Origin of the sequence: Mesorhizobium sp. M7A.F.Ca.US.005.03.2.1, from assembly GCF_003997795.1 — a bacterium.
GTDB lineage: Bacteria > Pseudomonadota > Alphaproteobacteria > Rhizobiales > Rhizobiaceae > Mesorhizobium > Mesorhizobium ciceri.
Window position 1 is genome coordinate 1 of the sequence record NZ_RZRP01000700.1, and the last position, 3,362, is coordinate 3,362.

Below are 3,362 nucleotides of genomic sequence, written 5' to 3' on the forward strand. Positions count from 1 at the left end.
GTAGGGGAGTAGGGTGTGTGTTCCGCAGGTGCGATCTGCCCCTACTGTCTTACTGCCCTATTCCCTTACTCCCCTAGAGCAATCAAATGCCTTCACCGGCAAGTTCCTCCGAAATCGTGCCGACCTGGTCCTGGGCGCTGCGCATCATCGGATAGATGGCCAGCACCTTTTGCCAGGCCTCGAGCGCCGATTGCTTGTGGCCGGTCAACGCCATGATCTGCGCCAGGCCGGACAGCGCACCGAAATGGCGCGGCTCGAGCTGCAGCGTATGGTCGATGTCGGACATCGACTTGCCGTAGTTCTTCATCATGAAATGGACGGTGGCGCGCCGGTTCCAGCCCTCGGCATAAGTAGGCTGCAAAGTCACCACCTGGTCGAGGAAATCGAGCGCGACGTCGAACTTCTGGCCCTCGACGGCTTTTTGCGACCATTGCATCATCAGGTCGATCGAGGCGCTGCCGGATTGCGACCACTCGCTCCAGATGTTGCCGGCGATGCGCTCCGCCGCCTTTTCGTTGCGTTCGCGTTTCAAGTCGCTGAACAGCTGATCGAGGCGGGCTTGTTTCGTCGTTGGGGCGGGCGGCGCATCCTGAGTGGACGGCGGCGCGACAGCACCATCCGCCCATGCCGGGCCATAAATGACGCCGGAAACAAGCAGAGATGTCAAAAATGCAAAAGGAATCCGCATCGCCGGACTCTAGTCCCGGGCGAGAGAACGTCAAACTGAATTTGGCGTGAAAAGGCCGGCAGACGGCGACAAGCATCAAATGGGCGGAGGCGACAGCCTCCTGCCCGAAAACTCAGCCCTGACGTGCCTTGTAGCGCGGGGCGGTCTTGTTGATGATGTAGATGCGGCCCTTGCGGCGAACCAGCTGGTTGTCGCGGTGACGCGCCTTCAGCGCCTTGAGCGAATTCTTGATCTTCATGGTCTTGCCTGTCGGTGTGGACCCGGTTGGGTCGAAATTTTAAGGCGCGCCAGAAGACGCGCCTTTGAACTGTGGGTGGCTCATAAACGAGGAGCCTTGTCCCTGTCAACCGCAAGCGTGCTCCATAGCGGCTGTGAATCATCCCTGTCATCAATTATCCGCCATGTCTGCCTTGCGGCATTGCGCGGCCCTGGGCCGGCTGGGATGATGCGGTCGCCGTGAAATGATTTGGAGACGACTATGCGCCGGATGTTCCTGGCCGCCTGCCTTGTCCTGCTGGCGGCAGCTTCGGTTGCGCGCGCGCAGGAATGCGACCGCAGCGACGACAGCCAGCAAATGATGAACATCTGTGCCGGCGAGGATTACCAGGCGGCCGACGCCAGGCTCAACACGGCCTATCAGAACCTCACCAGCTCGGACGATGCCAACGGCAAGAGATTGCTGCAGGTGGCGCAACGCGCCTGGATCACTTTTCGCGATGCCGAGTGCGCGCATTCCACCGCCGCCAGCGAAGGCGGATCGATCCATTCGATGGAAGTTTCGCAATGCCTGACCCAGATTGACCAATGACCGCGTCAAGCAGCTCGCTGCCGCGGCCAATTGCGAGGAAGGCGATGGGAGTTGCGCCAATACAGGGCAGGACGAGAGCGACGACGCGCAGTAGGCAACCTTATGAGGCGCGACGTCTGATCCGAGTGAAATGACCCATCTTGCGGCCGGGCCGCGCTTCGGTCTTGCCGTAGAGATGCAGCATCAGATCGGGCTCGGCGAGAAGCTCCGGGACGCGCAGCACATCGTCGCCGATCAGGTTTTCCATCACGCAGTCGGAATGGCGGTCCGGGCCGCCGAGCGGCAGGCCGGCGATGGCGCGGATATGCTGCTCGAACTGCGAAACGACACAGGCGGCTTCCGTCCAATGGCCGGAATTGTGCACGCGCGGCGCGATCTCGTTGGCCAGCAGCGAGCCATCGGCCAGCACGAAGAACTCGACGCCGATGACACCGACATAGTCGAGCGCCGCAAGGATCTTCGATGCGGCCGTTCGGGCTGCTTGCGCCGTCTCCGGCATAATGGCGGCCGGCAAGGTCGATGTGTGGAGAATGCCGTTGCGATGGATATTCTCGGCTGGATCGTAGGCGACAACCGCACCGTCCAGCCCACGCGCCGCGATCACCGATATCTCGCGCTCGAACGGCACGAAGGACTCCAGAATCAGCGGCACATTGCCCATCGCCTCGCATGTGCCGGCAAAACCGCCGGCTTCCATGTTGCGGAAGACGCGCTGGCCCTTGCCGTCATATCCCATGCGCCGGGTCTTCAGGATGCCGCTGCCGTCGAATGCTTTCAGCGCCGCCGCCAGCTCGTCATCATTGTCGACGGTGTGGAAATCGGCGGTGGCAATGCCGATGCCGTTGAGGAATGTTTTTTCGTCCACCCGGTCCTGCGCCACTTCCAACGCACGCGCCGGCGGATAGACCGGAACCTTGGCCGCCAGCGCGCTGGCCGCTGCGACCGGGACGTTCTCGAACTCGTAGGTGATGACGGAACTTGACGCTGCCAGGTCGGCAAGGGCGGCCGGGTCGTCATAGGCGGCTGTTATCTGCCGGTTGGCGACCTGTGCGGCCGGGCAATCCGCTTGCGGCTCCAGCACCACGGTGCGGTAGCCGAGACGGGCGGCAGCAACAGCCAGCATGCGGCCGAGCTGGCCGCCGCCAATGATACCGATGGTCGATCCGGCGGGCAGGCTCACGGCGTATCCGTCGGTTCAGCCGCGACCTTGGCAGTCTGCGCGGCGCGCCAGGCATCCAGACGGACGGCAAGGCTGTCATCGTTCAGGGCCAGCACGGCGGCGGCCAAAAGGGCTGCGTTGGCGGCCCCAGCCTTGCCTATGGCCAGCGTTCCAACGGGAATGCCGGCTGGCATCTGGACGATGGACAGCAGCGAATCCTGCCCGGAAAGCGCTTTCGATTCCACCGGCACGCCGAACACCGGCAATGGCGTCATCGCCGCCGTCATGCCGGGCAGGTGTGCTGCACCGCCGGCGCCGGCGATGATCACCTGGTAACCGGCCGCCTTGGCGCCCTTGGCGAAATCATAGAGCCGGTCCGGTGTACGATGCGCGGAGATGATGAGCCGCTTGTGCGGGATGCCAAGTGCTTCCAGCGTTTCGGCGGCATGGCGCATCGTCGCCCAGTCGGACTGGCTGCCCATGATGATGGCGACGTCGGCGCGTTGATCGTCCAAGTCCGTGTTCCCCGGCGACAAAGGCGCGCCTTAGCGGAATTCGCGCGAGGCCGCAAGGATAGGCGGCCGCTGCTGCGGTCTGGCAAGACGGAAACCAGCCGGTCAGATGCCGTCGCGCTCGGCCTCTGGCGTCGAGACCAGCAAGGCCGAAGCCGCGTTGGCGGCGGTGATGGCCGCCCGCATGGTCCTGTC

4 protein-coding genes and 1 pseudogene are annotated in these 3,362 nt (G+C 63.4%); 1 reads left to right on the plus strand and 4 read right to left on the minus strand.

Annotated features, from left to right (window positions below; genetic code table 11):
* Positions 1-82 precede the first annotated feature (82 nt).
* Both EN991_RS28610 and ykgO read right to left on the minus strand, forming a co-directional pair.
* Positions 83-688: a hypothetical protein gene (locus EN991_RS28610; RefSeq protein ID WP_063169173.1), complete on the minus strand. Its 606-nt coding sequence runs from the start codon at positions 686-688 to the stop codon at positions 83-85.
* A gap of 112 nt (positions 689-800) precedes the next feature.
* Positions 801-926, minus strand: a complete 126-nt coding sequence (gene ykgO, locus EN991_RS28615) for a type B 50S ribosomal protein L36 (RefSeq protein WP_006203764.1) — start codon at positions 924-926, stop codon at positions 801-803.
* 240 nt (positions 927-1,166) lie between these two features.
* Here ykgO and EN991_RS28620 point away from each other — a divergent pair.
* A pseudogene (locus EN991_RS28620) lies at positions 1,167-1,590 on the plus strand (lysozyme inhibitor LprI family protein).
* A 6-nt stretch (positions 1,591-1,596) separates the two neighbouring features.
* Here EN991_RS28620 and EN991_RS28625 read toward each other — a convergent pair.
* Together EN991_RS28625 and purE are read right to left on the minus strand one after the other, a co-directional pair.
* Positions 1,597-2,676 carry a 5-(carboxyamino)imidazole ribonucleotide synthase gene (locus tag EN991_RS28625; RefSeq protein WP_127370002.1) on the minus strand — a complete coding sequence of 360 codons (1,080 nt, stop codon included), beginning with the start codon at positions 2,674-2,676 and terminating at the stop codon, positions 1,597-1,599.
* Complete coding sequence (purE, locus tag EN991_RS28630; RefSeq protein ID WP_063169171.1) at positions 2,673-3,170, minus strand: 5-(carboxyamino)imidazole ribonucleotide mutase; 498 nt, start codon at positions 3,168-3,170, stop codon at positions 2,673-2,675. Before purE ends, EN991_RS28625 begins: the two co-directional genes overlap by 4 nt.
* Positions 3,171-3,362: the final 192 nt, after the last annotated feature.